This is a genomic window from Streptomyces sp. AN091965, from assembly GCF_022698285.1.
In the GTDB taxonomy this organism is placed as follows: domain Bacteria; phylum Actinomycetota; class Actinomycetes; order Streptomycetales; family Streptomycetaceae; genus Streptomyces.
In genome coordinates, this window is sequence record NZ_JALDMY010000001.1 from 3,206,110 (window position 1) to 3,227,923 (window position 21,814).

The 21,814-nt window shown below is 73.2% G+C and carries 22 protein-coding genes; 13 read left to right on the forward strand and 9 right to left on the reverse strand.

Annotated elements, in window-relative coordinates; all coding sequences use genetic code 11:
* Positions 1-204 precede the first annotated feature (204 nt).
* Positions 205-999, forward strand: a complete 795-nt coding sequence (locus MQV74_RS13460) for a site-2 protease family protein (RefSeq protein ID WP_242717339.1) — start codon at positions 205-207, stop codon at positions 997-999.
* Here MQV74_RS13460 and MQV74_RS13465 read toward each other — a convergent pair.
* Genes MQV74_RS13465 through MQV74_RS13475 form a run of 3 tightly spaced genes read right to left on the reverse strand, consistent with a single transcriptional unit; the run spans position 989 to position 3,102 of the window.
* Positions 989-1,252, reverse strand: coding sequence for a hypothetical protein (locus tag MQV74_RS13465; RefSeq protein WP_242717341.1), 264 nt, complete (start codon positions 1,250-1,252; stop codon positions 989-991). The two genes, MQV74_RS13460 and MQV74_RS13465, sit on opposite strands and share 11 nt — an antisense overlap.
* A gap of 23 nt (positions 1,253-1,275) precedes the next feature.
* Complete coding sequence (npdG, locus tag MQV74_RS13470; RefSeq protein ID WP_242717343.1) at positions 1,276-1,980, reverse strand: NADPH-dependent F420 reductase; 705 nt, start codon at positions 1,978-1,980, stop codon at positions 1,276-1,278.
* A gap of 36 nt (positions 1,981-2,016) precedes the next feature.
* Entirely contained in the window at positions 2,017-3,102 is a 1,086-nt protein-coding gene (locus MQV74_RS13475; RefSeq protein ID WP_242717345.1) for a sialidase family protein, read from the reverse strand.
* An 80-nt stretch (positions 3,103-3,182) separates the two neighbouring features.
* Here MQV74_RS13475 and MQV74_RS13480 point away from each other — a divergent pair, with 80 nt between their 5' ends.
* Together MQV74_RS13480 and MQV74_RS13485 are read left to right on the forward strand one after the other, a co-directional pair.
* Entirely contained in the window at positions 3,183-3,794 is a 612-nt protein-coding gene (locus MQV74_RS13480; RefSeq protein WP_242717347.1) for a hypothetical protein, read from the forward strand.
* A 275-nt stretch (positions 3,795-4,069) separates the two neighbouring features.
* Positions 4,070-5,320, forward strand: a complete 1,251-nt coding sequence (locus MQV74_RS13485) for an MFS transporter (RefSeq protein ID WP_374120777.1) — start codon at positions 4,070-4,072, stop codon at positions 5,318-5,320.
* Between the two features lie 541 nt (positions 5,321-5,861).
* On the opposite strand, the gene MQV74_RS13490 is transcribed toward MQV74_RS13485, so the two are convergent.
* Complete coding sequence (locus MQV74_RS13490) at positions 5,862-6,092, reverse strand: hypothetical protein (protein WP_242717351.1); 231 nt, start codon at positions 6,090-6,092, stop codon at positions 5,862-5,864.
* Between the two features lie 70 nt (positions 6,093-6,162).
* Between MQV74_RS13490 and map the strand changes: the two genes are divergently transcribed.
* A complete protein-coding gene (gene map / locus MQV74_RS13495; protein ID WP_138959401.1) occupies positions 6,163-7,020 on the forward strand; it encodes a type I methionyl aminopeptidase in 858 nt (285 codons plus the stop codon).
* 128 nt (positions 7,021-7,148) lie between these two features.
* Positions 7,149-7,835 carry a biliverdin-producing heme oxygenase gene (locus tag MQV74_RS13500; protein ID WP_242717353.1) on the forward strand — a complete coding sequence of 229 codons (687 nt, stop codon included), beginning with the start codon at positions 7,149-7,151 and terminating at the stop codon, positions 7,833-7,835.
* A gap of 37 nt (positions 7,836-7,872) precedes the next feature.
* Here MQV74_RS13500 and MQV74_RS13505 read toward each other — a convergent pair whose 3' ends face one another.
* The 3 genes from MQV74_RS13505 to MQV74_RS13515 all read right to left on the reverse strand — a co-directional run bounded on the left by MQV74_RS13505 (position 7,873) and on the right by MQV74_RS13515 (position 11,793).
* Positions 7,873-8,610: a PhzF family phenazine biosynthesis protein gene (locus MQV74_RS13505; RefSeq protein ID WP_242717355.1), complete on the reverse strand. Its 738-nt coding sequence runs from the start codon at positions 8,608-8,610 to the stop codon at positions 7,873-7,875.
* A gap of 78 nt (positions 8,611-8,688) precedes the next feature.
* Positions 8,689-10,230: an HtaA domain-containing protein gene (locus tag MQV74_RS13510; RefSeq protein ID WP_242717357.1), complete on the reverse strand. Its 1,542-nt coding sequence runs from the start codon at positions 10,228-10,230 to the stop codon at positions 8,689-8,691.
* A gap of 69 nt (positions 10,231-10,299) precedes the next feature.
* Entirely contained in the window at positions 10,300-11,793 is a 1,494-nt protein-coding gene (locus MQV74_RS13515) for an HtaA domain-containing protein (protein WP_242717359.1), read from the reverse strand.
* A gap of 32 nt (positions 11,794-11,825) precedes the next feature.
* Between MQV74_RS13515 and MQV74_RS13520 the strand changes: the two genes are divergently transcribed.
* The 7 genes from MQV74_RS13520 to MQV74_RS13550 all read left to right on the forward strand — a co-directional run bounded on the left by MQV74_RS13520 (position 11,826) and on the right by MQV74_RS13550 (position 19,356).
* Complete coding sequence (locus MQV74_RS13520; protein ID WP_374120612.1) at positions 11,826-12,914, forward strand: heme/hemin ABC transporter substrate-binding protein; 1,089 nt, start codon at positions 11,826-11,828, stop codon at positions 12,912-12,914.
* Positions 12,911-14,002 (forward strand): FecCD family ABC transporter permease, encoded by a 1,092-nt coding sequence (locus MQV74_RS13525; RefSeq protein WP_242717363.1) that lies wholly within the window; start codon positions 12,911-12,913, stop codon positions 14,000-14,002. The genes MQV74_RS13520 and MQV74_RS13525 overlap by 4 nt, the downstream gene beginning before the upstream one ends.
* Positions 13,999-14,835 (forward strand): heme ABC transporter ATP-binding protein, encoded by an 837-nt coding sequence (locus MQV74_RS13530; RefSeq protein WP_242717365.1) that lies wholly within the window; start codon positions 13,999-14,001, stop codon positions 14,833-14,835. Before MQV74_RS13525 ends, MQV74_RS13530 begins: the two co-directional genes overlap by 4 nt.
* A 131-nt stretch (positions 14,836-14,966) precedes the next feature.
* Complete coding sequence (gene efeO, locus MQV74_RS13535; RefSeq protein ID WP_242717367.1) at positions 14,967-16,130, forward strand: iron uptake system protein EfeO; 1,164 nt, start codon at positions 14,967-14,969, stop codon at positions 16,128-16,130.
* Between the two features lie 27 nt (positions 16,131-16,157).
* Complete coding sequence (gene efeB / locus MQV74_RS13540; RefSeq protein ID WP_242717368.1) at positions 16,158-17,429, forward strand: iron uptake transporter deferrochelatase/peroxidase subunit; 1,272 nt, start codon at positions 16,158-16,160, stop codon at positions 17,427-17,429.
* Between the two features lie 4 nt (positions 17,430-17,433).
* A complete protein-coding gene (gene efeU / locus MQV74_RS13545; protein WP_242717370.1) occupies positions 17,434-18,306 on the forward strand; it encodes an iron uptake transporter permease EfeU in 873 nt (290 codons plus the stop codon).
* A 75-nt stretch (positions 18,307-18,381) separates the two neighbouring features.
* Positions 18,382-19,356: a hypothetical protein gene (locus MQV74_RS13550; protein ID WP_242717372.1), complete on the forward strand. Its 975-nt coding sequence runs from the start codon at positions 18,382-18,384 to the stop codon at positions 19,354-19,356.
* Positions 19,357-19,359: 3 nt separating this feature from the next.
* Here the strand turns inward: MQV74_RS13550 and MQV74_RS13555 are convergent, their stop codons facing one another.
* Complete coding sequence (locus MQV74_RS13555; RefSeq protein WP_242717374.1) at positions 19,360-20,106, reverse strand: bifunctional DNA primase/polymerase; 747 nt, start codon at positions 20,104-20,106, stop codon at positions 19,360-19,362.
* A 170-nt stretch (positions 20,107-20,276) separates the two neighbouring features.
* On the opposite strand from MQV74_RS13555, the gene MQV74_RS13560 reads away from it, so the two are divergent.
* Complete coding sequence (locus tag MQV74_RS13560; protein WP_242717376.1) at positions 20,277-21,155, forward strand: glycerophosphodiester phosphodiesterase; 879 nt, start codon at positions 20,277-20,279, stop codon at positions 21,153-21,155.
* Here the strand turns inward: MQV74_RS13560 and MQV74_RS13565 are convergent.
* On the reverse strand, positions 21,142-21,786 hold the full coding sequence (locus MQV74_RS13565; RefSeq protein WP_242717378.1) for a TetR/AcrR family transcriptional regulator: 645 nt from the start codon (positions 21,784-21,786) through the stop codon (positions 21,142-21,144). The genes MQV74_RS13560 and MQV74_RS13565 overlap by 14 nt on opposite strands.
* Positions 21,787-21,814 lie beyond the last annotated feature (28 nt).

Genomic DNA, 21,814 nt, shown 5'->3' on the forward strand with positions numbered 1-21,814 from the left:
GTCGCCGTTCGCGCTCCGGGCCCGGGTCCAGGCTCCGTCCCGGGCACCACGGGGCCCTCGTTCCCGCTCCGTGGAACCACCCCGCCGTCGCCGGACGTTCACGTACTCCTGCTGTACGGTCGGGCACGCCGCGCAGGCCGCAGGCCTGCCGCCCGCCCGTGGGCGGGCGTACGGCGACCGCACGAACCTCAGGAGCCCCGCACCATGACCGGCCACTCCCACGGCGACCGCCGGGTCAGCCCCGTCTTCCTCGGCATCGCGGCCGTCACCGCGGTGAGCGGCTGGGCGGCCTGGACCGGTTTCGCGGACAACCCCGGCTTCGCCGTCTTCCTGTTCGTGACGGCGGCCTGGGTGGTGTCGCTGTGCCTGCACGAGTACGCGCACGCGCGCACCGCCCTGCACGGCGGCGACATCTCCGTCGGGGCGAAGGGCTATCTGACCCTGAACCCGCTGAAGTACACGCACGCGCTGCTCAGCATCGTGCTGCCGGTGCTCTTCGTGGTCATGGGCGGCATCGGCCTGCCCGGCGGCGCCGTGTTCATCGAGCGCGGGCGGATCCGGGGCCGCTGGCGGCACAGCCTGATCTCGGCGGCGGGCCCGCTGACGAACGTGCTGTTCGCCGTCGTGTGCACGGCCCCGTTCTGGCTGGACGCGCTCGACGGCGTCCCGGACACGTTCCGCTACGCCCTGGCGTTCCTCGCGCTGCTCCAGGTGACGGCGGCGATCCTGAACTTCCTGCCGATCCCGGGCCTGGACGGCTACGGCGTCATCGAGCCGTGGCTGTCGTACTCGGTCCGCCGCCAGGTGGAGCCCTTCGCGCCGTTCGGCCTGCTCGCGGTGTTCGGCATCCTGTGGATCCCGGAGGTCAACGACGCCTTCTTCGACGCGGTGGACGCCATCCTGCGCGGCCTCGGCGTGGAGGAGTGGGACACCTACTGGGGCCAGCGGCTCTACCGCTTCTGGCAGGGCACCCCGGACATCCCCGGGATCACCGGCTAGCGGCGGCGGCCTCGCGCGCCGCCCGCTCCAGCTTGGCCCGGCGGACGTAGTACCAGGTCATGTTGGACGACAGGCCGGCCAGCAGGACCCACACGATGCCGAGCAGGCTGCCCTGGACGAAGGAGACCACGGCGGCGGCGACGGCCAGGACGCAGACGACGAGGGTGTACAGCGCTAGGCGGGGCATGGGGTTCGGCTCCTGATCACAGCAACGCGGCATTCCGGACGGACGTACCGCACCAGTGTCCCCCATGCCCCGCCCGCCGGAGCACAGGCCTAGACGTCGGTGACCCGGAGCCCCGCGTGCGCCTTGTAGCGCCGGTTGACGGAGATCAGGTTGGCGACGAGGGACTCCACCTGGTGGGCGCCCCGCAGCCGCCCGGCGAAGACGCCCCGCATGCCGGGGATGCGGGCGGCCAGCGCCTGCACCAGGTCGGTGTCGGCGCGGCTCTCGCCGAGCACCATCACGTCGGTGTCGATCTCCTCGATCGAGGCGTCCTGGAGCAGGACGGCCGACAGGTGGTGGAAGGCGGCCGTCACCCGCGCGTCGGGGAGCAGCGCGGCGGCCTGCTCGGCGGCGCTGCCCTCCTCGGGCTTGAGGGCGTACGCGCCCTTCTTGTCGAAGCCGAGCGGGTTCACGCAGTCGATCACGAGCTTGCCCGCGAGCGGCTCGCGCAGCGCTTCGAGGGTCTTGGCGTGGCCGTCCCACGGCACGGCGACGATCACGATGTCGCTGCGCCGCGCGCACTCGGCGTTGTCCGCGCCCTCGACGCCGAGGCCGAGCTCGGTGGCCGCGGCCTCGGCGCGCTCGGCCGCGCGCGAGCCGATGATCACCTTCTGCCCGGCGCGGGCGAGGCGGTAGGCGAGGCCGCGCCCCTGGTCGCCGGTGCCGCCGAGGACCCCGACGACGAGCCCGGACACGTCGGGCAGGTCCCAGGGGTCCTTGGCGGGCGTCTTCTGCACACTTTCCGTGGAAGTCATGGTCAGACCCTACGTCCGCCTCCGCGGCGGCCGCGGTCAGGTGAGCCGGTCGAGCGGCACCCTGCGGAAGGTGATCGTCTCGTACGCGCCGAAGTCCCCGGTCTCGTACAGGAGTCCGACGGCGTCCTCGTCGAGGCGTACGAGGTCGGAGTAGGCGGCGGGCAGCCCGTCGACGGTGTGCACGGGCTGCCAGGTGGTGCCGTCGTCGTCGCTCCTGTGGATGCTCATCCGGGCGCGGAAGCCGGGGTCGGCGGGCCCGGAGAAGAGCAGCACGTCGGGGTCGCGCAGCTGGAGCACGCTGCACTCGACGACGGGTCCGGTCAGACAGGACTGCGGCCGGAAGGGCTTGACGAGGCTCGCGCCGCCGTCGCGGGAGTGGGCGTCGGCGCGGTTGCCGGGGGCCGGCGAGTCGTTGCGGGTGTTGAAGTAGACGCGGCCGTCGGGCAGTTCGGCGGCGGTGGTCTCGTTGACGTTGATGTAGCCGTTGGTGTTGTCGTCGACGTAGCCGATGCGCCAGGTCTGGCCGAGGTTGTCGCTCAGCAGGCAGTGCCCGCCGTTGTACCGGCCCTCGGTGCCGTTGTCCGTGCCGGTGGGCGGCAGCGAGTGGTTGGCGGGGACGACGATCCTGCCGCCGCCGAGCTGGATCGCGTGGCCCGGCGTGGTCGCGTACCAGCGCCAGCCGGTCCGCTTCACCTGCTTGGTGATCTCCCGGGGCACCGACCAGGTGAGGCCGTCGTCGTCACTGTGCTGCACCCAGACCCTGCGGCCGTCCGCCGCGGCCACCTGGCCGCGGCGGATGGCGTCCTCGGAGGCCGCGGCCGCGTTCCTGACCTGGACGAGCAGGACCCGTCCGGTGTCGAGGACGACGGGCGCCGGATTGCCCGCGAGGTCCGTGCCGTTGGCGCCGACGACCTGGAGCGGGCCCCAGGTGCGGCCGCCGTCGGTGGACCGTTTCAGCACGATGTCGATGTTCCCGAAGTCCTCCTGCGACCCGACGCGGCCCTCGCAGAAGGCGAGCACGGAGCCGTCGTGCGTGACGACCACCGCCGGGATGCGGAAGCTGGCGTACCCTTCGCGGCCCGCCCGGAACGGGACGGACGCCTCAACTGTCTCCACTGCCATCCCCGCCCCTTCCCCACCTCGGGGGAATTCGTGGTGAACTGCGGCTGTACGAATGACTTGTTGAGGCAGTATGCGCCTCCATGGACGCGGTACGGGTCGCGCTGCTGCGCGAAGTTCTGAACGGCACCGAATGGCCGGACGCCACGCGGCGCTTCGCCGGGGCGCTGCGCGCCGGTGTGGTGCCGCACGGCGGGGGCCTACTCCTGGTGGGCACGCCCGAGTACGAGCCGTGGCACCTGGCCGCGCACCTCACCGACGAGGCCGCCTGGTCCGGCACGCCCGAGCTGACGCCCACGCTCGTGCGCCACCGGCCGCGGGCGGGGGCGCCCGCGCACCTGTCGGTGGGGCTCGGCCGCGTCGAGGCCGCGCGGCGCGGCGAGACGCTGCTCGTGGTGGCGCCCGGCACGCCCGCGCCGGGGCTGCTGTCGCGCGTCCACGACGCGCGGCGCGCGGGCGCGACGGTCTTCGCGCTCGGCCCGGACACGGGCGCGGGCGACGAACTCGGGGCGCTCGCCCACGAGGCACTCACCGTGCCGCGCGCCGGGGACCTCGACCTGGACACAGTGCAGCACCTGGTGAGCGCGGCGACGGGCGAGAACAGCCTGCCCGCGCCCCGGGGCCGCCGCCGCGTGCGCGACCGCCTCTCACGACTGGCGGACCAGCTGACGGCTCCGCCACCGACGCGGTGGTGAGGACGGGGCCGACGGGTGGGGGCCGGCGGGTGTGGCGCGGGTCCACGGACGGGGCGCGGGCGGGTTGCCGGGCGTAGTGCGGGTCACCCGGCGTGGCGCGGGCCGCCGGGCGTGGCACGGGCCAGCGGCGTGGCGCGGGTCCACGGGTGTGGCGCGGGTCCACGGGTGTGGCGCGGGTCCACGGGTGTGGTTTGCGGGCATCGGGTTGGCGGGCGGGGGAGAAATCGTTTGCGGGGCGTCGCCCGGCCCGCTGACCATGTCCCCTTGTGAAACGAATCGCCGCGATACTGCCCGACCTCTCCCCCTGGCGCTCCAGCCGGGACTTCCGGCTCCTCTGGGTCCAGGGCCTGGTCACCTACTTCGGCAGCTCCATGGCGCTGATCGCCCTGCCGCTCCAGATCAAGCACCTCACCGACTCGCCGCTCGCGGTCGGGGCGATGGGCGCGGTCGAGCTGGTCCCGCTGATCGTCTGCGGCCTGTACGGCGGTGCGCTCGCCGACGCGGTGGACCGGCGCACGGTGATCCTCCTGACGGAGGCCGCGCTCGGCGTGCTCGCCCTCGTCCTGTTCGTCAACGCGCTGCTGCCGCAGCCGCTCCTGTGGCCCCTGTACCTGGTGGCGGCCGGGGTCTCCGGGCTCGCCGGGCTCCAGCGCCCCGCGCTCGACTCGCTCCTCGCCAGGATCGTGCCGCACGACCAGCTCACGGCTGCCGCCGCGCTCAACTCGCTGCGCTGGAACGTCGGCGCCATCGCCGGGCCCGCCCTCGCCGGTGTCGTCGTGGCCTACGCCGGGCACGCCAGCGCGTACGCGGTCACGGTCGTCGGCTTCGCCGTCTCCGTGGCACTGTGCACCCGGCTCTCGCCCGCGCCCGCCGCGCACGGCGCGCAGAAGCCGTCACTGCGGGGGCTCGCGGAGGGGGCGCGGTACGCGTGGTCGCGGCCCGTGCTCCTCGGCACCTACGCCATCGACGGGGCGGCCATGGTCTTCGCCTTCCCCAACACCATCTTCCCGTTCCTCGCGGACGACCTGGACGCGGAGTGGTCGCTCGGCCTGATGTACGCCGCCGGGGCCGTCGGGTCGCTGCTGCTCAGCCTCACCAGCGGGTGGACCTCACGGGTACGGCGGCACGGGGTGCTCGTGGTGTGCGGGGCGGCCGGGTGGGGGCTCGCCATCACGGCGGCGGGGCTCCTGTCGAACGTGTGGCTCGTCCTGGTCGCCCTCGCGCTCGCCGGGGCGGGCGACATGCTCAGCGGTCTGGGCCGCAGCACCATCTGGAACCAGACCATCCCCGACGAGCTGCGGGGACGGCTCGCGGGGATCGAGGTCCTCTCCTACAGCGTCGGGCCGCAGCTCGGGCAGGTGCGGGCGGGGGCGGCGGCCGGGTGGACGGGGGCCCGGCCGGCCATCTGGTCCGGCGGGCTCGTCTGCGTGGGCGCGGTGGGCGCGCTGTGCGCGGTGCTCCCTGCGCTGCTCTCCTACGACTCCCGCACGGACGAGGACGCCGCCCGCCGGGCCGCTGCCGCGTAGCCCGCCCGGCAGCCCCCCGAGCCGAGCTGCACCCCCTGCCCCTGCCTCAACGGTTGCTCGGCACCTGGGGCTGTGCCCACCCTTCCCCAAGCTCTCGGCTTCGCTCGAGCAGGGGATGCCCCACTCGCCCAGCGGGACGATTGCCCACAGCGGGGGGGGCGGCCCGTGGCGCCGCGCTGCGCGCCGCCGGGGCAGTCCCACTCACCCGCCCCCACCCAGGACGGCAGTCCATAAGGCACCACCCGCAAGCGCACCGCGCCGGAGCCAGACCCGGCAACACCGAGGCGATAGCGGCGGGCGGGCGGGAGAAACCCGCCGCGGCAGCGGCGGCACCACCCACTCAGCGGCGAGCGCTCCGCGTCGGGCCCGGACCCGGCAAAGCCGAGGCGTCACGGGTGGGCGGGCGGGAGGGGCCCGCCGCGGTAGCGGTGGGGTCGTCCGCTCGGTCGCGAGCGCTCCGCGTCGGGGCGGGCCCGGCAAGGCCGAGGTGCCGCGGGTGGGTGGAGCCCCGCGCAGCGGGGAGGGCCGGGCCCGGTGGGGCTCAGGGGTTGGGCCGGTCCGGGCCGGGGGCGTCGTGCCAGCGAGGGTCCGTGTCCCATTCCAGGTTCCGCTCGGACGCGGTCTGCATCGCGTGGGTGGCCTCCTCCCGGGACGCATAGGGCCCGAACCGGTCCTTGCCGGGGCACTCCGGACCCTCCTCGACCTTCTTGTGCTCCAGGCAGTAGTACCACTCGCCCGGTTTCCCGGCGGTCCGCTTCTTGAACAGCGCCATGGCCACAGCTCCCGTCTCCCCCGTCCTCTCCCGCCATGCTGCCCCATCCGCGCTCGTTAGACTCGCTGGCATGTCTGGCCAGTCACTGCTCGTACCAGGGGAGCTCTCTCCCACCCGTTCCGTGCCCGGGAACATCAGGCGCCCGGAGTACGTCGGCAAGCCCGCCCCGACGCCGTACACCGGGCCGGAGGTGCAGACCCCGGAGACCGTCGAGCTGATGCGCACGGCGGGCCGCATCGCCGCCCGCGCGATGGAGGAGGCCGCGAAGGCCATCGCTCCCGGCGTGACCACCGACGAGCTCGACCGCATCGCGCACGCGTACATGTGCGACCACGGCGCCTACCCCTCGACGCTCGGCTACCGCGGCTTCCCGAAGTCGCTGTGCGCCTCGGTCAACGAGGTCATCTGCCACGGCATCCCGGACTCCACCGTGCTGCGCGACGGCGACATCGTGAACCTCGACGTCACCGCGTACATCGGCGGCGTGCACGGCGACAACAACGCGACGTACCTGGTGGGCGACGTGGACGAGGAGTCGAGGCTCCTCGTCGAGCGCACCCGTGAAGCCCTGCACCGCGCCATCAAGGCCGTCAAGCCGGGCCGTCAGATCAACATCATCGGCCGCGTCATCGAGTCGTACGCCAAGCGCTTCGGCTACGGCGTGGTCCGCGACTTCACCGGTCACGGCATCAACACGTCGTTCCACTCCGGCCTGATCGTCCCGCACTACGACAGCCCGCACGCGACCACGGTCATCCAGCCCGGCATGACGTTCACGATCGAACCGATGCTGACGCTGGGGACGCACGAGTACGACATGTGGGACGACGGCTGGACGGTCGTGACCAAGGACCGCAAGCGCACCGCGCAGTTCGAGCACACGCTCGTGGTGACGGACAGCGGGACGGAGATCCTCACGCTGCCGTGAACCGGACGGGCGCGTAACGTTTTTACCGACAGGGCGTCGGGAACCAGTTGACTTAGGTAAGCCTAACTTGCATGATCGGTGCTGGCCACACTGGTTTCCCGCCCCCTTTCGGCATCCGGAGGTCCCGCATGGACTCGGCGATCCCTCAGCCCACCGCACCGCTCTCGTTCTCGACGCTCATCCGCACCGCGTCCCACGAACAGCACACGGAGGCGGAGACCTCGACGTTCATGAGCGATCTGCTCGGCGGCCGTCTGGGCGTGGACGCGTACGCGCGCTACACGGAACAGCTCTGGTTCGTCTACCGCGCCCTGGAGAACGGCACCGAGGCCCTGCGCGACGACCCCGTCGCGGGGCCGTTCGTCCGGCCCGAGCTGGAGCGCGTCCCCGAGCTGGAGCGGGACCTCGCCCATCTGCGGGGCGCGGACTGGCGCGAGCACGCCACCGCCCTGCCCGCGACGGCGGCGTACGCGGCCCGGGTCGAGGAGTGCGCGCGGACCTGGCCCGGCGGCTACGTCGCCCACCACTACACCCGCTACCTCGGGGACCTCTCCGGCGGGCAGATCATCCGGGGCCGGGCCGAGAAGGCCTGGGGCTTCGCCCGCAAGGGCGACGGGGTCCGCTTCTACGTCTTCGAGGGGATCTCCAACCCGGCCGCGTTCAAGCGGGACTACCGCGAGCTGCTCGACCGGATCGAGGTCACCGTCCCCGACGAGCTGGAGCGGCACCGGATCGTCGACGAGTGCAAGCGGGCCTTCGCCCTGAACACGGCCCTGTTCCGGGACCTGGCCACCGAGTTCCCGCACGCCGCGTAAGCCCCGCCCCCCTCCTCGCCCGGGCCCCGGCCCTCGCTCAGGCCGCGGGCCAAGTGGCGTGCGAAGGAAGGGCCACGCGGCCGCCCACCTCGATGAGGTCGTCGGGCCCCGGTGCCGTGATGATCTGGGAGCCCCGGCCCTGGGTGATGTTGAGGGCCCGGCCCAGTTCGTGGGTGAGCAGGAGGGCCGCCGCCCCGGTGGCCTCGTCCTCGCGGATGCCGTCGTTGCGCCCGGGGAACCCCCGCGCCCGCACCCGCCCCGCGGCCTCGTCCTCCCACGCCCAGGCGTAGATCCACTCCCCGGCGGGCGGCACCGCGAGCGCCTCCACCTCGGCCGCCGAACCGTATGCGCGCAGCGTCCGCGGCGGCGCCCACTGCGCCCGCGCCGTGATCCAGGTGAACTCCCCGTCCTGCCGCGCCTCGACGACCCCGGCCTCGGTGACGAGCTCGGGCACGTCGAGCAGCCAGGCCGCGCCGAGGCAGGGGTATCCGGCGAAGGGCAGCCGCGTGGTGGGCGTGTAGATGTCGATGTGCCCGCGCTCGGGGTCGTCGACGAACACCGTCTCGCTGAAGCCGAGTTTCCCGGCGAGCTCCTGCCGCGCCTCGCGCGCGGGCACGCGGCCGCCGTTCCTGACGACCCCGAGCTCGTTGCCGTACCGGCCGTCGGGGCCGCAGAAGACCCGCAGGACATCGACTCCGGCGTGCACATCGGCCCCGGCGGGCGCTTGCGTCCCGCCCGGCGCGCCGGGTACCCCCGGCCCCTGTTCTTCGGTCATTCGGGCATTCAAGCATCCGGCGCCGCACGGACGTGCGGCGCCGGACGAGGAGTTGGGGTCGTCACACCCCGGCCCGGGTCACGGGGCGGGCGTCACGCCCGGAACACCGTGGCCGGGCCCGCGCCGCCGCGCCGCGTACACGGCGCCCGCACCGGCCGCGATCACCGCGCCCGCCACCCCGAGCAGCGCGCCCGACGGAGCGTCCGAGCCGGTCTCCGCGAGGGCCCCGGTGCCGCCGTCACCGACGGAGCCACCGCCGCCCACGGAACCGCCACCGCCCACGGAACCGGCGGGCACGGCGTCGCCGCCCGTGCCGGAGGCGCCGGAGCCGGAGGAGCCCGTGGAGCCGGAGGGGACCGCGGCGGCGGACGGGACCTTCGCCCGGTCGGACAGGGTGAGCGCGACGGTCACCGGGTCGATCGGGTCACCCGCCTTGTAGATGGAGCCCACCGTGCCGTTGGCGAACTGCTTCGCGCCCGCCGCCGTGAACTTCGCGGGGACCTTGCTGAGGAGCACGACGTCGTTCTTGGCGGCGTACGAGACGCGGGACAGGTCGAGCGTCGCGAACTTCACGTCGTCACGGGTGCGGCCCTGCGCCTTCACGTCGGCGTACAGCGTGCCCTTCTTGCCGCTCGCCTTGACCCTGAGGTCGCTGAACGTCATGTCGATGCCGTGTGCCTGGTACCGGAACCGCACGCTGCCGCCGAAGGAGGCGTCCACCGTCTTGGCGCTCGCGTTCCACTTCGCCTTGGCGTAGGGGAAGTCGAATCCGCCTGAGTTCTTCTTGGCGCCACCGGCCGTCGTGATCTTGCCGCCGGTGGAGACGTAGCGGCGGAAGCTCTCCTTCATGCCCCAGGCCATCTTGCCGCCGACGACCTTCTTCGGCTTGGCGGGGGTCGACGGAGTCGGCTTGGGCTCGGGCTTCGGCTTGGGCTTGGGCTTCGTGGGGGTCGACGGGGTCGGCTTGGGGTCCGGGCCGGGGACGGGCGCGCCGGGCTTCACCGTGAGGGTGGCGGGGTCGAGCACCTCGCCCTCGCGGTACATGCCGTTGAAGGCCTTCGCGCCCTTGGCCGTCAGTTTCGCCGGGATGTCCTTGTACGTCACCGCGCCGCCCTCGCCGTGGCCCGGCTGGATGCCGTTGAGGTCGAGCGTGGCGAAGTCGACGTCGTTCTGCTTGGTGCCGTTGAGGGTGACGTCCGCCTGGATGGCGCCGGTCCTGCCCTGGGTGCGCACCTTCACGTCGGCGATGGTGATGTCGAATCGGTGCGCGGTGGAGGTGAAGCGGACGCCGCCCTTGAAGGCGGTCTTCAGGGCGTGGTTGCCCAGGTCGTACGTTCCTTCGGCGCCGCCGAAGGTGAACACGCCGTTGCGCGGGGCCTGCTGGGCGCCGCCGGTGGTGGTGATCTTTCCTGCCGCCATGGTGACCACGTAGTTGCGGAAGGACTCCTTCAGACCCCAGTCCAGGGTGCCGTCCACGACGCTGTACACCGGCGGGGCCTTCGGGGACGCGGCGGCGGGCTCGTCGGCGGCGAACGCCGGGAGGGTGAGCGCGCTCGCGCCGAGCGCGGCGGCCGTCGCGACGGCGGCCGCGCGGACTATGGGGCGGCGGGGGGCAGCCATGGTGTGCTCCTTGGAGTGGAGGGAGAGGGGAGGGAGGGAAGAGGAAGCGGGGAGCGGGGACGGGGTGGTTCAGGAGGTGCCGGTGGTGTCGTCGGCGGTGCCGGTCGCGCGGGCCGTGCGGCGCTTGCGGGTGACGCCGAAGACGACCGCTGCCGCGACGAGCAGGGCGGCGACGGCGCCGATGGTGATCGGCAGGGCGGGCGAGGAGTCCGACGTGTCGTCGGCGGACCGCGCGGCCTTCTCCGCCTTCGGCCCGGAGGCCGGGGCCTTCGCGGCCTTCGGCTCCGGGGCCGAGCCGAGGTCCGGCAGCGCGGGCAGCTCCGCCTTCTCGTCGACGGCGACCGCCAGCGAGACGGGGTCCATCGCGGTGCCCGCCTTGTACAGGGAACCGAACGCCCTGGCCCCGTCGGCGGTGAGCTTCGCGGGCGCCTCGGTGACGGCGACGAGGCCGTCCTTCGGCTTGAGGTCCGCGAGGCCCTTGCCGGTGAAGGTGACGAGCGGCGCCTTCTTCTTGGTGAAGTCCCCGCTGTCGACGTCGGCGTAGAGCGTGCCCTCGCCGTCCTCGACGCCGACCGCGACCCGGCTCAGTCGGATGTCGAGCCCGTGCTTCCCGGTGAAGCGGACGGCACCGGTGAAGTCCGCGTCGAGGGTGCGCTTCTTCTCGTCGTACGAGCCCTCGCCGCGCGGGAAGCGGAACAGCGCGCCGCCGTCCTGGGCCCCGGACGACAGGGTCCATGTGCCCTGGGCGATGGAGCCGGAGACGTACTCGCGGAAGGTGCGGCGCACGCCCCAGTCGACGGCGGCGTCCTCGATGCGCCCGGCGGCCTTCGCCTTCGTGCCCTTGGCGTCCTTCTTGCCGCCCTTGCCCCCGGAGTCGCCGGGCTTCTTGGACGGCTTGTCGGCGGGCTTCTCACCGGTGGCCGCGAGGTCCGTCGACAGGCTCACCGGGTCGAGCCGGGTGCCCGCCGTGTAGTACCCGGCGAAAGCCTTCGCGCCCTGCACGGTGAGCGTGGCGGGGATGTTGGTGAGGGCGATCGGGCCCGAGCCGCCCTTCATGTCGATGCCGGACAGGTTCAGCGAGGCGAGCGGCACCTGCGCGGTCGAGGTGACCTTCCCGGTGCCCTTGGCCTTGCTGACCATGTCCGCGTAGAGCGTGCCGGAGCCGCCGGAGACCTTCACGGTGGGGCGGCTGACCGTCAGGTCGAGCTGGTACGAGGAGCCCTTCTGGTGGCCGGTGAAGTGCACCCCGCCCGAGAAGGCGGCGCTGAAGGCACCGCTCGCCGGGTCGTAGGACCCCTGGGCGGAGTGGAAGCGGAACTGGCTGCCGCCGACGGTGGCCGCGCCGCCCCGGAGGTTCCAACTGCCGTGCGCGACGGGCCCGGTGACATAGCTCTGGAAGGAGGACTTGAGCCCCCAGTCGAGCCTGCCGCCGCGCACGGTGCGCTCCTCCGCGTGGGCGGCGGCCGCCGGGAGCAGCGCGGTGACGAGTCCGGCCAGCACGGCCACGACGACGGCGCGGGCGCTGTGGGCACGGGGCGGGTGCGGCGGTCTGGACAACGGCATGGGGCACCTCCAAGCGGAACGATGACAGGGCGATGCCCAGATCGTTAGGTAAGGCTAACCTAATCTATGATCTCGTCATCAGGAACCACACGACAGGACGGTGGACTTCGGTGCGTAAGCCGCGCTCACTCCGGACGGTCGGCGCCTTGGCGGCCGCACTCGCCCTCTCCCTCACCGGATGCGGATCGACGGGTGACGGAGGCTCAGCAGGCAGCGGCACGGGGACGAAGGCCGCCCGCGCCGACCGCGTCGAACCGCTCAAGGGCACGCCGGAGCCGAAGCTCCCGGTGACCGTCGACTCCGCCGACGGCGAGAAGGTCACGGTCGAGGACACCAGCAGGATCGTGCCGCTCAGCGGCAGCCTGAACGAGATCGTGTTCACCCTGGGCCTCGGCGGGCACGTCGTGGGCCGGGACGTCACCGCGACCTTCGAGCAGGCCGAGAAGCTGCCCGTCGTGACGCGGGCCCACGACGTGTCGGCGGAGAGCGTGCTCTCCCTCAAGCCGACGGTCGTCCTCGCCGAGGGCACGACGGGCCCCGCGGAGGCCGTCGACCAGATCAGGGACGCGGGCATCCCCCTCGTCGTCCTCGACCCGGCCAAGGGCCTGGACGACGTCGGCCCGCGCATCGAGGCGGTCGCCCAGGCGCTCGGCGTCCCGAAGGCGGGCGCGGCCCTCACGTCCCGTACGGAGCAACGGCTCGACAAGGTGCGCCGGTCCGTGCCCGCCGGGGCGAAGAAGCCGCGCGTGGCCTTCCTCTATCTGCGCGGCTCGGCCTCCGTGTATCTGCTCGGCGGCCGCGATTCGGGCGCCCCGTCGCTGCTGGAAGCGGCGGGCGCCGTCGACGCGGGCAAGGAGTCGGGCCTGCGGAAGGACTTCACGGCGATCACCAGCGAAGCCCTCGCGAAGGCCGCGCCCGACGCGATCCTCGTGATGTCCAAGGGACTCGACTCGGTCGGCGGCGTCGACGGCCTGGTGAAGATCCCCGGTGTGGCCGAGACCCCGGCGGGCATGGACCGCCGCGTCGTCTCCGTCGAGGACGGGATGCTCCTCAACTACGGCCCGCGCACGGACCGGGTGCTCGCCTCCCTCGTGGACCAGCTGTACGGGGACGCCGCATGACCCTCGCGACCAAGTCCGCGGCGGCCCCCGCGCGGGAGACCGCCACCGCCCGGCGCGGGCGGCGCGGCACGCCCGCGCTGCTCACCGCCGCCCTGACCGCCGTGCTCGCCGTGCTGTGCCTGCTGTCCGCGGGGCTCGGCGCGTACGACATCCCGCTCGGCGACGTCCTCGCCTCCGTCCAGCACCGCGCGGGGCTCGGCGGGCACGCCCTGGAGCGGGTGCCGGAGAGCGTGCTGTGGAAGGTGCGCCTTCCGCGCGTGACGCTCGCACTCCTTGTGGGCGCCTCGCTGGGCTGCGCGGGCGCTCTGATGCAGGGCGTGTTCGGCAATCCGCTGGCCGAGCCGGGCGTCATCGGGATCTCCTCCGGCGCGGCCGTGGGCGCGGTCGCCTCGATCGCCTTCGGCCTGAGCTTCTTCGGGAACTGGACCGTCACGGTGTGCGCGTTCGCGGCCGGTCTCGCCACCGTGCTGCTCGTGTACGCCCTGTCGCGCGAGGGTGGCCGCAGCGAAGTGGTGACGCTGATCCTCACCGGCATCGCCGTGAACGCCTTCGCGGGCGCGCTGATCGGCCTGTTCATCTTCTTCGCCGACAACGCCCAGGTCTCGCAGATCACGTTCTGGCAGCTCGGCTCGCTCGCCCAGGCCACCTGGCCGAAGGTGCTCGCCGTGCTGCCGTGCGCGGCGGCGGGGCTGCTCGTCGCTCCCCTGTACGCCCGCAGGCTGGACCTGCTCGCGCTCGGGGAGCGGCCCGCGCGGCACCTGGGCGTGGACGTGGAGCGGCTGCGGATCGTCCTGGTGCTCGTGGTGGCGCTGCTCACCGCCGCGGCTGTGGCGGTGGCCGGGGTCATCACGTTCGTGGGGCTGCTCGTGCCGCACGTGCTGCGGATGGCGGCGGGGCCGGGGCACCGCTTCCTGGTGCCGGGCAGCGCGCTCGGCGGGGCCGTGGCGCTCGTCGGCGCCGACCTCTCGGCCCGTACCGTGGCGGCCCCCGCCGAGCTGCCGCTCGGCGTGCTCACCGCGCTCTTCGGCAGCCCGTTCTTCTTCTGGCTGCTGCGCAGGACCCGTCGCAAGCAAGGGGGTTGGGCATGATCGGGCGGCTCTTCGGCGGGCGGGGGCGCGCGCTGCCCGGGCCCGTGACACCCGGCGAGGTCCTCGCCGAGGCCGCCGACGCGCGGCTCGCGCTCGGCGGCCGTGAGGTCCTCAGGGGCGTGTCGGTGCCGGCCCGGGCGGGCGAGGTGCTCGCCCTCGTCGGCCCCAACGGAGCGGGGAAGTCCACCCTCCTGGCCGCGCTCGCCGCCGACCTGCCGGTCACCTCCGGTGCCGTGCGGATCCGCGGCCGGGCAGCCGGGGACTGGCCCCCTCGCGAACTGGCCCTGCACCGGGCCGTGCTGCCGCAGTCGGCGGCGCTGTCCTTCCCCTTCGCCGTCGAGGAGGTCGTCCGGATGGGGCGCGCGCCCTGGGCCGGGACCCGCCTGGAGGAGGACGACGACAAGGTGGTGCGCGAGGCGATGGCCGCCACGGAGGTCACCGGGTTCGCGGCGCGGCCGTTCTCCGCGCTCAGCGGCGGCGAGCGGGCCCGGGTCGCGCTGGCCCGCGTGCTCGCCCAGCGGGCGCCGCTGCTGCTGCTCGACGAGCCGACCGCCGCGCTCGACCTGCGCCACCAGGAGCTGGTCCTCAGGATCTGCCGGGAGCGCGCCGCCGCCGGGGACGCGGTGGTCGTCGTGCTGCACGACCTGGGTCTCGCGGCGGCGTACGCGGACCGGGCGGTGGTGCTGCACGGCGGGACCGTGGCCGCGGACGGCGCCCCGTGTGACGTGTTCGACGCGGCGCTGCTGTCCGGTGTGTACCGCCAGCCGATCGAGGTGTTTCCCCATCCGCGGACCGGAAAGCCGCTGGTGACGCCGGTGCGAGGGGGCAGCTGACGGCGACCGCACCAATGATCACCGTCGATTTCAGGACATCGCTTGACCTGTCCTTTGCCCGCTCGTGGTCATGCCCGAAGTAAGGCTCGGTTAAGTTAGGCTCCCCTCACTTTCTTCCAACTGGAGCCTCCATGCACCGCGCCCGCCTCCCCCTCGCCGCCACCGCTGCGGCGGCCCTCGTGGCCCTCACCGGCTGCACCGAGAAGAGCGACGGCAAGGGCGGCGACGGCACCATCAAGGTGACCGCGAGCGACGACAAGTGCGCGGTGTCGAAGAAGGAATTCCCCGCCGGGCACGTGAAGTTGGCCATCGAGAACAAGGGCTCCAAGGTCACCGAGGTCTACCTCCTCTTCCCCGACGACCGCATCGTCAGCGAGCGCGAGAACATCGGCCCCGGCACCCGCCAGACCCTCACCGCCGAGGTGAAGGAGGGCGACTACCGCATCGCCTGCAAGCCCGGCATGAAGGGCAAGGGCATCCGTCAGTCCGTGACGGCCACCGGCGGCGGCAAGGCGGCGAAGCGCGACCCGCGCCTGGACAAGGCGGTGGCCGAATACCGCTCCTACGTCCAGGCGCAGGCCGACGAGACGCTCCCCAAGGTGAAGGTCTTCACGGACGCGGTCAGGAAGGGCGACCTGGCGGCCGCGAAGAAGGCGTACGCGCCCTCCCGCATCGGCTGGGAGCGCACCGAGCCGGTCGCCGAGTCGTTCGGCGACATCGACCCGAAGGTCGACGTCCGCGAGGACGGCCTCGGCGACGACCAGGACCCCGCGAAGGACTGGACGGGCTGGCACCGCCTGGAGCGCGCGCTCTGGCAGGACGAGAGGATCGGGCAGCGCGAGAAGGACCTCGCCACCCGGCTCGACAAGGACCTCGCCGACTGGCGCAAGCGCGTCGGCAAGGCCGTGATCACCCCGACGTCCATGGCCAACGGCGCCAAGGAGCTCCTCGACGAGGTCGCCACCGGCAAGGTCACCGGCGAGGAGGAGCGCTACTCGCACACCGACCTCGTCGACTTCAAGGCCAACGTGGAGGGCGCCGAGAAGGCCTACGTCCTGCTCAAGCCGGTGGCGTCGGAGAACGACCCGGCGCTCGCCAAGGAGCTCGACAAGCAGTTCGCGGCCCTGGGCGAGCTCCTCGACGGGCACCGCGCCGGCAAGAAGACCGCGGACTCCTACGACTTCACGGCGTACGACAAGGTCGGCAAGGCGGACCGCAAGGAGCTGCTCGACGGTGTGAACGCGCTCGCGGAGCCGCTGTCGAAGCTCGCGGCGGCCGTCGTCACCTCCAAGTGACGCGTCCCAGGGAGGGGAGGCTCAACCATGGCTGAAGAGACCAGCACCGGTGCGCCGTCGCGGCGTTCCCTGCTCGGCTGGGGCGGCGCCGGGCTCGTGCTCGGCGCGGCGGCCGCGGGCGGCGCGGTCGCGGTGACCCGTGAGGAGTCCGGCGCCGGTGACGCGGTGCCCGCGGCCTCGACCGGCGCGGCCGTCGACTTCCACGGCCCGCACCAGGCGGGCATCGCGACGCCCGTCCAGGACCGGCTGCACTTCGCCGCGTTCGACGTGAAGACCGAGGACCGCGAGGAGTTCGTGGCGCTCCTGAAGGAGTGGACGCGGGCGGCGGCCCGGATGACCGCGGGCCACGCGGTCGGCGAGGGCGCGTTCGGCGGGCTCGCCGAGGCGCCGCCGGACGACACCGGCGAGGCGCTCGGCCTCAGGCCCTCGCGCCTGACGCTCACCCTCGGCTTCGGCCCTTCCCTGTTCGAGAAGCACGGCGAGCGGTTCGGCCTCGCGGGCCGGCGCCCCGAGGCCCTCGTGGACCTGCCCAAGTTCCCCGGCGACAACCTCGACCGGGCCCGCAGCGACGGCGACCTGTGCGTCCAGGCCTGCGCGGACGACCCGCAGGTCGCGGTGCACGCGATCCGCAACCTGGCCCGCATCGGCTTCGGCAAGGTCGCCATCCGCTGGTCGCAGCTCGGCTTCGGCAAGACGTCCTCGACCACGCCCGACGCCCAGACGCCGCGCAACCTCATGGGCTTCAAGGACGGCACCCGCAACATCGCGGGCACCGACGAGGCCCGCCTCGCCCGGCACGTGTGGGTCGGCGAGAAGGACGGCCCCGACTGGATGACCGGCGGCTCCTACCTCGTCGCGCGCCGCATCCGCATGAACGTCGAGACCTGGGACCGCACCTCGCTGCGCGAGCAGGAGGACGTCTTCGGCCGCGACAAGGGCGAGGGCGCCGCCGTCGGCAAGGCCGAGGAGCGCGACGAGCCGTTCCTGAAGGCGATGAAGCCCGACGCGCACGTACGGCTCGCGCACCCCGACTCCAACGGCGGCGCGACGATCCTGCGCCGGGGCTACTCCTTCACCGACGGCACCGACGGACTGGGCCGCCTCGACGCGGGCCTGTTCTTCCTGGCCTACCAGCGCGACGTGCGCGAGGGCTTCATCCCCGTACAGCGCTCGCTCGCGGCGAAGGACGCGCTCAACGAATACATCCAGCACGTGGGTTCGGCGGTCTACGCCGTCCCGCCCGGGGTGCGGGACAAGGACGACTGGTGGGGCCGCGCGCTGTTCACCGGGAAGGCATGAGGCGATGTTCGGCAACTATCTGATCGGCCTGCGGGAGGGCCTGGAAGCCAGCCTCGTGGTGTGCATCCTCGTCGCATACCTGGTGAAGACGGAGCGGCGCGACGCGCTCGCCCCGGTGTGGACCGGCATCGGCGTCGCCGTGGCGCTGTCCCTCGGCTTCGGCTGCGCCCTCACCTTCGGCTCGCAGGAGCTGACGTTCGAGGCGCAGGAGGCCCTCGGCGGCTCCCTGTCGATCCTCGCGGTGGGGCTCGTGACGTGGATGGTCTTCTGGATGCGGCGCACCGCCCGGCACCTGCGGGCGGAGCTGCACGGACGGCTCGACGCGGCCCTCCGGATGGGCACGGCCGCCCTCGTCGCGACGGCGTTCCTGGCCGTGGGCCGCGAGGGCCTGGAGACCGCCCTGTTCGTCTGGGCGTCCGTCCGCGCGTCGAACGACGGCACGCACGCGCCGCTGCTCGGCGTGGTCCTCGGCCTGCTCACGGCCATCGCGCTCGGCTGGCTGTTCTACCGCGGGGCCCTGCGCATCAACCTCGCCAAGTTCTTCACCTGGACCGGCGCGATGCTCGTCGTGGTGGCGGCGGGCGTCCTCGCCTACGGCGTGCACGACCTCCAGGAGGCGCGGTTCCTCGGCGGCCTGGAGGACAAGGCGTTCGACATCAGCACGACGATCCCGCCGGACAGCTGGTACGGCACCCTCCTGAAGGGCGTGTTCAACTTCCAGCCGAACCCGACGGTCCTCCAGGCGGTCGTCTGGTCGCTGTACCTGGTGCCGGTCCTCGCGCTGTTCCTCGCACCGGCCCGCACCGGCTCCCGGACGCCCGCCGAGCGGGCCCCGAAGGGCGCCGACACGGCGAAGGCCGACGCCTCCGGTTCCTGACGGCGCCCCCGCGCCCGCTCCCGGCGGGGCCCCGGTAGGGTTCGGGCCCGGGAGCGGGGAGAGTGAAGGGGTCCCATGATCAGGGTGCGCAGGCTCGGGCGGTTCGGTGCCTCGGCGGCAGCGGCACTCGCCCTGTCGACGACGGCGAGCGGATGCGTGACGGTGCACGGGGAGCGGGAGGTCATCCCGACCGCGACCAAAACCGAGGCGGCCCGCGCCCTCAAGGACTTCCTGCGCGCCTACAACAAGGCCGACCGGGCCTACGACCCCGCCCTGGACGCGGCCCGCGTCACCGGCCCGCTCGGCGCCATCAACCAGGCGGGCCTCAAGGCGCGGCGCGCGCAGCACCCGGGCGGCAACGCCCGGCACGTGCCGCTGCGGTTCACGGACGTCGAGTACGCGGTCCCGAAGAAGGCGGGCTGGCCCCGGTTCTTCGTCGTCAACGCCCTCAGCAACCGCAAGCCGCACGGCTACCGCTGGCTGATCGTCTTCACCCGCGCCGACGGGGACCAGCTGTGGGAGGCCACGTATCTGAACCTGGTCCGTCCCGACCGGATCCCGGACCTGAAGCGGGACGAGGACGGGTACGTGGAGCCGGTCGCCGCCGACCGGGCCGGTCTCGCGCTGGCGCCCCGACGGCTCGGCGCGGCGTACACGGCGTTCCTCAAGTCCGGCGGCGACGCGTTCGCCCCGGGCCCGCACACCACGCAGTGGAAGGCCGCCCGCGACAGGAACGGCAAGCGCCTCGGCCTCGCCGTGCAGTACCTGGACGAACCGCGGAACACCGGCGCGTTCGCCCCCATAGGCCTGCGCACCCGCGACGGCGGGGCGCTCGTCTTCTTCTCCACCCACCACTACGAGAAGCAGACCGCGTCCAAGGGCCTCACGGTCACCGTGGAACCGGACGTCAAGGCCCTCATGAAGGGCGAGGCCAAGCAGTCCGTCACCCTGGAACGCGTCTCGAACCAGGTCTCCCTGACGCCCGGGGCCAAGGGCGAGGTCGCCATACTGGGCCGCATGCAGGGTCTGGTGGGAGCGAAGGGCGAGTAGCCCTCAGCCGCGCAGCGGCCAGGCGGCCACGTCCCCCTGGGGCTCCCCCGCGTACCGGGCGCATTCGTCCGTGAGGATCTCCAGGAGGGTCAGCGGGTCGGGCAGGGCGAACTCGGGCCCCCGCACCCAGCCGACCGCGAGGTCACCGGGCAGTCGCGCGGGCGGCACGAGCACATAGGACCCGCGGCAGTGCCACCGCAGCCCCGGATGCTCGTCCATCGTCTCCGGGTGGCAGTCCAGCTCGCAGGGCCACCACTCGTCCTCGTCCTCCGGCGTGCCGCGCGTCGCGGTGAAGAAGAGCATCCGCGCCTGCCCGTGCGCCCCCTCGGACTCGGCGACGGGCCCGACCTCGATGCCGTCGGCGAGCAGCCGCGCGAGGGCGGCCCGCCCGGCCTCCAGCGGCACGTCGAGGACGTCGTGCACCATGCCGGTCGCGGTGATGAAGTTGGCCTGGGGCTGGTGCCGCGCCCAGCGCTCGATCTGGCCGCGGTCGGTGGTGGACTGGGTCTGCCAGGCGAAGGAGACGGGGTGCCGGGCGGGGGTGGGACAGCCGATGCGGTCGCAGGAACAGCGGTATCCGGCGGGGTACGCGGCCGGCGCGAGCGGCAGCCCCGCCGCGGCGACGGCGAGCAGCAGGTCCTCACGGCGCGTGGCTTCGGCGTCGCCGTCCGCGCCCGCACGTGCCCGTCGGCGAAGCCATTGGGAGATCCTGCTCTGCGCGCCGGACGTCCGGCCGAACTCTGCGCCCATCTATCCCCTCACCTCGCCGTCGTGCGGAACAGCATGACCTATGGTCCCACCATCCTGCTCCTCGGGTGGCCGTAGCCCACATCCGGGGTAGCTGGGGTGATGCAAGGCGGGGGGTGACATAGCGAGTCATTGCGGGCGAAGTGGCGTTTTCCGCTCCTACCGTGGTCGCCATGGTCACACGGACTGTGCTGTCACTCTCGGGCGTCACCGCCCTGGCCCTCACCGGGCCCACCGCCTTCCTGGCCCCGCTGGAGTGGGGCGGCGGCCCCCTCACGGTCGACGCGCTGCCGCCGTTCGTCTACACCGCCCATCGGGGCGGCGCCCTGGAGGTGCCGGAGAACAGCATGTCGGGCCTGATGGCGGCGTTCGAGCGGGGCACGGCGCAGGTCATCGACGCCGATACGCGGATGCTGGCCGACGGCACCCTGGTGGTGCTGCACGACGCGACCCTGGACCGCACGACGTACGCGACGGGGCCGGTGCACCTGCTGACCGCCCGCGAGTGGCAGCACGTACGGCTGCGCCCGCAGCGGCACGTGCCGGGCCTGTGGCGGATCGAGCGGCCGCCGACCGTGACGGAGGTCCTCGACCGGTTCGGCGGGCGGGTCATGCTGATGCTGGAGGCGAAGGACCCCGAGAGCCTGAACCGGCTGAGCGCGCTGATCCACGAGCGCGGCCTGGCCCGCTCGGTGTTCGTGAACTCCAACAAGCCCTGGGTGGCCCGGCGCGCGCACCACCTGGGCCTGCTCGCGCAGCTGTGGCGGTCCAAGCAGCAGCTGCGCTCGGACCGCCCGGAGCGCTGGGCGTCGTTCGTCGACGTACTGGACGTGGACTACAAGGCGCGCGACGAGGACCTGCGGCGGGCGGTGAACTCCGGCGTCCCGCGCGTGTGGGCGCACACGGTGACCACGCCCGCGCAGCGCGACCGGGTGCTCCGGCTCGGCTGCAACGGCGTGATCACGGACGCCCCCGGTCTCCTCTCGCGGACCCCGGTCAAGGGCGCGCGGAAGGCGGCCCGGCGCCCGCTGGGGCCGCTCAACCAGCGGTGACGCGAGGCGCGATGCCGTAGAGGGCGTACTCGACGAGCTTGTCGGCGTACGCGTGGGTGAGCGGGCCCGTGCGCTGCATCCAGCGCTGGGCGAGCGGGCCCGTCCACAGTTCGAGGGCGATGCGCGGGTCGACGTGGGCGGCGATCTCGCCGCGGTCCTGGCCGCTGCGCAGACGCTTCACATAGAGCTGGAGCTGGGGTTCGAGGAGCTTCTCGACGAACTCGGCCCCGAGCTCCTGGTTGACGACGCCCTCGGCGGCGAGCGCGCGGGCGGGGGCGTCGAACTTGGGGTCGGTCATCTCGTCGACGGTGGCGCGCAGCACGAACTTGAGGTCGGCTTCGAGGTCGCCGGTGTCCGGGATGTCGGTCGCGGGCTCCGCGAGCCCGGCCTCCTCGCTGAGCTGGGCGTTGGCCTGTTCGGCGAGGTCCAGGAAGGCGTCGAGCAGGACGGCGCTCTTGGAGGGCCACCAGCGGTAGATGGTCTGCTTGCCGACGCCCGCGCGGGCGGCGATCGCCTCGATGGTCATCTTGCCGTAGCCGACCTCGCCGACCAGGGCGAGAGCGGCGTCGTAGATCGCGCGGCGGGAACGCTCGCTGCGGCGCGTGGAGTCAGGTGCGGTCTTCTGGGCCATGCCGTCGAATGTAGCAGCGCCGCGAGAC

What these genes read in the sequence shown, in the direction of transcription:
- MQV74_RS13520 (WP_374120612.1), top strand. Translation starts at nt 11,826, where the DNA reads ATGCCCAGATCGTTAGGTAAGGCTAACCTAATCTATGATCTCGTCATC.
- MQV74_RS13555 (WP_242717374.1), bottom strand. Translation starts at nt 20,106, where the DNA reads ATGGGCGCAGAGTTCGGCCGGACGTCCGGCGCGCAGAGCAGGATCTCC.
- MQV74_RS13510 (WP_242717357.1), bottom strand. Translation starts at nt 10,230, where the DNA reads ATGGCTGCCCCCCGCCGCCCCATAGTCCGCGCGGCCGCCGTCGCGACG.
- MQV74_RS13505 (WP_242717355.1), bottom strand. Translation starts at nt 8,610, where the DNA reads ATGACCGAAGAACAGGGGCCGGGGGTACCCGGCGCGCCGGGCGGGACG.
- efeB (WP_242717368.1), top strand. Translation starts at nt 16,158, where the DNA reads ATGGCTGAAGAGACCAGCACCGGTGCGCCGTCGCGGCGTTCCCTGCTC.
- MQV74_RS13480 (WP_242717347.1), top strand. Translation starts at nt 3,183, where the DNA reads ATGGACGCGGTACGGGTCGCGCTGCTGCGCGAAGTTCTGAACGGCACC.
- MQV74_RS13525 (WP_242717363.1), top strand. Translation starts at nt 12,911, where the DNA reads ATGACCCTCGCGACCAAGTCCGCGGCGGCCCCCGCGCGGGAGACCGCC.
- MQV74_RS13475 (WP_242717345.1), bottom strand. Translation starts at nt 3,102, where the DNA reads ATGGCAGTGGAGACAGTTGAGGCGTCCGTCCCGTTCCGGGCGGGCCGC.
- MQV74_RS13500 (WP_242717353.1), top strand. Translation starts at nt 7,149, where the DNA reads ATGGACTCGGCGATCCCTCAGCCCACCGCACCGCTCTCGTTCTCGACG.
- MQV74_RS13550 (WP_242717372.1), top strand. Translation starts at nt 18,382, where the DNA reads ATGATCAGGGTGCGCAGGCTCGGGCGGTTCGGTGCCTCGGCGGCAGCG.
- MQV74_RS13490 (WP_242717351.1), bottom strand. Translation starts at nt 6,092, where the DNA reads ATGGCGCTGTTCAAGAAGCGGACCGCCGGGAAACCGGGCGAGTGGTAC.
- npdG (WP_242717343.1), bottom strand. Translation starts at nt 1,980, where the DNA reads ATGACTTCCACGGAAAGTGTGCAGAAGACGCCCGCCAAGGACCCCTGG.
- MQV74_RS13530 (WP_242717365.1), top strand. Translation starts at nt 13,999, where the DNA reads ATGATCGGGCGGCTCTTCGGCGGGCGGGGGCGCGCGCTGCCCGGGCCC.
- map (WP_138959401.1), top strand. Translation starts at nt 6,163, where the DNA reads ATGTCTGGCCAGTCACTGCTCGTACCAGGGGAGCTCTCTCCCACCCGT.
- MQV74_RS13465 (WP_242717341.1), bottom strand. Translation starts at nt 1,252, where the DNA reads ATGGGGGACACTGGTGCGGTACGTCCGTCCGGAATGCCGCGTTGCTGT.
- MQV74_RS13565 (WP_242717378.1), bottom strand. Translation starts at nt 21,786, where the DNA reads ATGGCCCAGAAGACCGCACCTGACTCCACGCGCCGCAGCGAGCGTTCC.
- MQV74_RS13460 (WP_242717339.1), top strand. Translation starts at nt 205, where the DNA reads ATGACCGGCCACTCCCACGGCGACCGCCGGGTCAGCCCCGTCTTCCTC.
- efeO (WP_242717367.1), top strand. Translation starts at nt 14,967, where the DNA reads ATGCACCGCGCCCGCCTCCCCCTCGCCGCCACCGCTGCGGCGGCCCTC.
- efeU (WP_242717370.1), top strand. Translation starts at nt 17,434, where the DNA reads ATGTTCGGCAACTATCTGATCGGCCTGCGGGAGGGCCTGGAAGCCAGC.
- MQV74_RS13515 (WP_242717359.1), bottom strand. Translation starts at nt 11,793, where the DNA reads ATGCCGTTGTCCAGACCGCCGCACCCGCCCCGTGCCCACAGCGCCCGC.
- MQV74_RS13560 (WP_242717376.1), top strand. Translation starts at nt 20,277, where the DNA reads ATGGTCACACGGACTGTGCTGTCACTCTCGGGCGTCACCGCCCTGGCC.